At 32.9% G+C, this 5,583-nt stretch carries 4 protein-coding genes and 1 pseudogene; 1 reads left to right on the top strand and 4 read right to left on the bottom strand.

Features of this window, described 5'->3' with window-relative positions:
* Positions 1–209: pseudogene (locus ACFIO3_RS08010) on the top strand (peptidylprolyl isomerase); the annotation flags it as partial.
* An 817-nt stretch (positions 210–1,026) separates the two neighbouring features.
* Here the strand turns inward: ACFIO3_RS08010 and ACFIO3_RS08005 are convergent.
* From ACFIO3_RS08005 to ACFIO3_RS07990, 4 genes are all read right to left on the bottom strand, one after another.
* On the bottom strand, positions 1,027–1,887 hold the full coding sequence (locus tag ACFIO3_RS08005; RefSeq protein WP_375610181.1) for a phytoene/squalene synthase family protein: 861 nt from the start codon (positions 1,885–1,887) through the stop codon (positions 1,027–1,029).
* 876 nt (positions 1,888–2,763) lie between these two features.
* On the bottom strand, positions 2,764–3,150 hold the full coding sequence (locus tag ACFIO3_RS08000; RefSeq protein ID WP_375606262.1) for an Mth938-like domain-containing protein: 387 nt from the start codon (positions 3,148–3,150) through the stop codon (positions 2,764–2,766).
* A gap of 462 nt (positions 3,151–3,612) precedes the next feature.
* A complete protein-coding gene (yajC, locus tag ACFIO3_RS07995; protein WP_375606263.1) occupies positions 3,613–4,065 on the bottom strand; it encodes a preprotein translocase subunit YajC in 453 nt (150 codons plus the stop codon).
* Between the two features lie 684 nt (positions 4,066–4,749).
* On the bottom strand, positions 4,750–5,583 hold an 834-nt coding region (locus ACFIO3_RS07990; protein ID WP_375704290.1), incomplete at its 5' end, for a peptidoglycan DD-metalloendopeptidase family protein.

Genomic DNA, 5,583 nt, shown 5'->3' with positions numbered 1-5,583 from the left:
TTGCAACAAACCGTATCATTTATCAAATAAAGACTGTAACAATGCCTAAAGATATCACGTCTCATACTCTTTCAACTGAGGTCCGCGCCAATATAGATATGATGATAAGAGAAGATCTTAAGCTAGAAATGCTCCAAGTTGCCAATAAAGAACATCCTTTGGAAATTAATAGCACAAATTATAATCAGATCTTTAACGCTCTCCAATAAAAAGATTGTGCATAATTTAAAGGGCTTATTTGATAAAGTGTCTATCGCTCTTCGTCTATAGTTTAAGAGGTAAGACAGGTTTCTTGTCTGCATATCTTAGTATCAGCGTTTTTATAATGATTCATTTTCTCGCAAAACAGTGCATGTATGGATTTGCGAGAAAATAGTCAATGGAATGTAGAATCGTTTTTGCAATGCATTAAAAAACATTATCCATCCAAAGGTTGTCGCCCATTAAGCTATAAATGTCATCCCTATCGTCATTCATTCATAGCTCATATTGCTACTCTTAATATTCATTCATAGGGAGCGTATTGCTTCTTCCTTAAATGATTTCATTTACACACCCAACTTATAATAGATAAAAAAACTATTTTTAAAATTCATTATAAAAATGGAGAAATCTTGTTCTATTCAAGACTCTCATTCAATATGAGAAAAAACGAATTATCATTATAAATCAATATATTCATAAATCATAACAGTCATCAATTATGATGTTATAATTTCTCAAAAATAAGAGTTTTTTATAGACTTATAGACTGCTAAGATAACTTGTCTCATAAAATAGAAATTTTATTTCATGTTTTTCTTTCTCTGCATCTCACCTATCCAATACACTGAATAAAACATACTACTGATTAAAAAATATACCGTATTTTCAAGATCACAAAATTTCTTATTCTTTTGTGTTCATAACAACCAAAACATCAACATTTTTTATAACAAAAAAATGGTTTGGAATCACAATAGCTCCTTTATCTTCATATGAGAAAATCAGTCTACATGTCACGCATTCCAACATAGTAATATTCTTTTACAATATCTTTGGAAAATTGCCGCTTATTGCTGCCCTTGTTATCAACCAATAGCGATACATCAATGGCAAAGTTGCGCTCTCTTGAAAAATTGCTGCCCCCAGCTGTATAGCTTTTTGAAGAGAAGCCGGTACAATGACCAATGGAAGAAAAGCTGGCTTAAGAACTCTCGGTAAAGTACAAGAATACTCGTAAAATCGGTTATAATGATCGCGCGATAATGCTACCATAGCTTCAACAATACAATTCTTTTGTTGATCACTGAGACGATGAGATTCCAAATCTTCCCTATTCACTCCTACAGCTTTTAATATATCAGTGGGTAAATAATATTGATATCGTGATTGCATGAATGATAAAAGACGCAATACACCGCTTAATCCTTGAGAAATCCCTCCGTGTTCATAGATATCTGTAAACTCTTGTGCAGTTTCAGGATCTAATATCTGACAAGAAAGCTGTAAAATTATGCCTGCTGTCTCACTACAATAATGCTCTAGATCATGAAGTGTTTCTATTGGATTGTGATAAAGATCTAAAATTTGCGCATCACAATAACGTAAAAAAGCTGTCTTAGGTAAATTAAAAAGAGTCATTGCTTTTAATAAATCATTCAAAATCGGATTGTTTCCACTCGTTTGCATTTCACCATGAGCAATAGCGTCATACCACCAACGTAACCGTATTTCTCCTATAAGTGGATCATGTACACTTTCGCGGATACGAGAAACTTCAGCATTAAATACATAAAGAGCAGCCAATGCTTGGCGCTTTTTTTTAGGCGCAAATAAAACCGATATATAGCGATCACGATCTATGGTACGTAAAATATCAAGACAATAAGGAAGAGAGCCTATCATTCTATGAACCTATTAACGTCCCTTTTTTAGCAATTAAATTAATACCCTCTTTTTATTCATATTAAAAAATGAAAGATAGGCAAATACAGTTCAGAAAATAAGATTTTTAAATGCGTCTCTTAACTGTATTATGAATTAAAATTTCTTTTCTAGTCCCTTTTCGTTTTAGAAAGAAAAAATTAAATAAATAATTTTTCTGATAAAACTTATCTTATCGGACTTCAAGTTTTCATTTGCAGTAAAAAAGCTAAAAACCAATCGTAACATGCATAGTAAAACTTGAACAACAAACAACGCAAAACACTTTTTCAGTGGATAGATGACAATGTTATTTTATAAAAAATGCACTGATCACAAAAACTTCATCAAATCATTGACCTCCTCCCCACTCTAAAAGACAAAGGTTCTTACCAACACCAATTTGTAAAAAATCCAATTGCTCTCGGTGCGTTTCTGTTACTATAAATGCATTGATTTATAATGACAATTTTGTGTTTTGTATGTTAAATTAGAATCCCAAATATCGTAGATATGCTTTCATTTCAAACCAATTTCATGTTACATCAATAAAAACTATTCCCTTGCACGTCACAAGCGGAACTGGCTTGTAGGCAAAAACTGTATAAGAAAGAATTAAAATGCCTCTTATGAACTGTCTCAAGTGCCAAGAGCTGATCACTCATGTGATTCATTAGGAACTACGAGCAAACTTTGTCCTGAATACTTGCTGCTGTATTTAAAAACACTTAATGTGTTAAGTTATGTACATTCTATACCCTTATATCACCGCCTTAAACGACAGTATTTTACAGCGCAGGAAATAATTACACAAGTCTTTCATGCTAGACCAGAGCCTTTTTTTTATTAAACAATACTCTATTCTACCGCAAATAATAACGCCGCAACAGCGCGATCTTCAGCCAATAAAACATTAAATGTACGGACCGCCGCTCCCGTACTCATTGTATCTGATGAAATACGTTTTTCCCATAAAAGCACCCGTAACTCTTCAGGTAATCGTAATAATTCAATTCCAGTACCTATTAATAAAACTTCGATTTCAGAAGCTTCTTCTAAAATACGAGATATATCCCCTTGAGTGGGAACAGGCCCTGCCATCTCAATGCCATAAATGCCTGATGGTACACAAATAATAGAACCTCTATGAGACATATCAGCAAAACGAAACCCACCATTTCCATAAGCATCAATAGGTGCGCGACTTGGAAAATGTGCTTCACGAATTTGAATTGCATCGAACATGAATATGCACCTTTTATTTTTGAATAATCCAATTGTCTTTGCTACTTCTCACCATAAAAATTAAAGTAAGGATGATATAAACATTGATATGTTAAACATAGCCTAGTATTGAAGTGAAAATTTTTATATAATACCCTAATCTTATCATACAACAAATATATGAAAATTTGGGAATAAACCGCAGTAAAATGCTATACTTGCTTAAATAAATCTATTTTTTAAAAAGTTTCCTCAGCTTATTTACTCACAAATCTCTTTTTATAAAAACAATGATCTTGTTAAAAAAACAGAAAAAAATTGCGTAATATTCTATAAATAAAACAACTATTTTAATAATCTAAAGAAAACAAAAACTCCATTTTCTGTAGCCACTATAAAAGCCCATTTTTCAATGAAATTGTCTTGATCTTGCCAAGCTTTTTATAAAAATGCTTAAAAAATGTAATAAACTGCCATTACACCTTAAGATGCATTTTCCTTTGATATAGCTTTTTTCTCTTTAGAGATACTCATATCTTCTTTCGTTGCCGTTTTAGATTTAGACTTTTGTGGTCTTTTTGCTTTAGCATTAAGTTTTGATTTTTTTTCTGCAATCGGCTCACCTTTAATGCGCACATCAGCTAATGTTGAGCGAATAACACGAATATTCATACTCTCACCAATTTCAACCTCTAATTCATCACTCTCGTCGTGAACCTTCGTAACCTTGCCGATAATACCACCACCCGTTATAACTGTATCACCACGACGTACTGCATTAAGCATTTCTTGGCGTTTTTTCATTTGGGCACGCTGTGGACGAACGATAAAAAAATACATAATTGCAAAAATTAAAATGAATGGGACAGCGCTAGCAAATGAAATTCCACCGGAAACATCGCCTGCAATTTGAGCATAAGCGTTCGTAATAAACATTTTTATCTCCTATAGTTAAACCTCAGTTATTTCCCACTCTATTAAAATGAAATTCCGATACAGAAAAAATTCCTAAAGAATTTATCATAAAAAGCAATAACTACATAATCTAATCACAGCTTTACAAAAATACAATAAATCCTTAAGAGGCAGAATACCAAAATACAATGAGAAAAATCTTAAAAAATAGATTCACTTTCCCCTATTGTATATCCTACAATACAAATCTTTTCACTAACTCAATAAATTATACAAGATAATTTTTCTAATGAACAAACTTAATTTATATAGATAATTTATCGTTTTTGATATCAAATGACAGATCTAAATACAATAAAACGCTCTCATTTCAAACTTTCTGAATTAATCAAAACGATTTTCTTGCACGTCACACATATGAAATGAGCCTGTAGATAAAAACTTTTTAAGAAAGGCGTGAAATATTTTTTTCATGCTTCTCTCAAATGCAAGAGAAATTGGAACACTCAAAGCTGACAAATAGTATGATACTATTGTCTTACACTTTCATAAATACAAAGATGGTAATACCTAACGACCCCAACGAACTACTTTCCTGAAACCAATGATTTTTTGCTGCAATGTTATTGATTTAAGAAAATCAATTATTTTTCATGAATTTTCTATAAACTGTAAGACTATTCAAATGTAAAAGTCATCAATAAATTAGTTTTCTAAATATTTAAGGGGATCAACAGGTAATGAATTCTTACGCATCTCAAAATAGACACGTGGCGTTTTAACATTTCCTGAAACACCAGATTTAGCAATCTCATCACCGCGCCTTATCCTTTGTCCTTTGTTAACAACAAGCTTACTATTACATCCATAAATAGTGATAATATCATTTTCATGTCGAATCATCACAACATTACCAAGCTCTTTTAGTCCATCTCCCGCATAAATAACCACACCATTTTCTGCCGCCTTTACCGAAGACCCTTCAGGCACTGCAATATCTATTCCTCGATTCATTACTGTTCCCTTTTTTTGACCGAACTGGCTTAATAAACGCCCTCGTACTGGCCAACGCATCTTAGAAATTCCTGTGGCTTGCGGAGTCATCATATTATCTGTATTCGTAACAGTACTTGACAAACCAGTCTCATGTTTCAATTGCATCATCTGTCTAGAAATTTTTTTCTCAGAACTTGATTTGTTCATCTTTGCAGAGAGTGGCGTTGTTACAGGAGCTTTATATATAGGAGAGGACTTCTTGTTTTTTATAGAGGACATCACTTGAGATTGGGATGCAGATTCTGTTGTTGACACTGCCCAATCGTTATTATTGTGTGCATTTGAAGCTGCTAATGTACGCCTGCTTGGAACCACAAGGACTTGACCAATATAAATGGAATGGCTGTTTATGCCATTTGCTAATTTTAATGCCTCAACACTGACCCCTATTTGTCGTGCAATACTAAGTAGTGTATCTCCACTCTGGACAATATAAGAATTCCGCCGGAAAACAGGAGAGTTATCCATTTGTGAACGAGAAAG

The organism is Bartonella sp. AD328YNZD (assembly GCF_042196425.1).
The sequence above is the reverse complement of the archived record's forward strand: the minus strand, read 5'-3'. Positions and strand labels throughout refer to the sequence as shown.

What these genes read in the sequence shown, in the direction of transcription:
- ACFIO3_RS08005 (WP_375610181.1), bottom strand. Translation starts at nt 1,887, where the DNA reads ATGATAGGCTCTCTTCCTTATTGTCTTGATATTTTACGTACCATAGAT.
- ACFIO3_RS08000 (WP_375606262.1), bottom strand. Translation starts at nt 3,150, where the DNA reads ATGTTCGATGCAATTCAAATTCGTGAAGCACATTTTCCAAGTCGCGCA.
- yajC (WP_375606263.1), bottom strand. Translation starts at nt 4,065, where the DNA reads ATGTTTATTACGAACGCTTATGCTCAAATTGCAGGCGATGTTTCCGGT.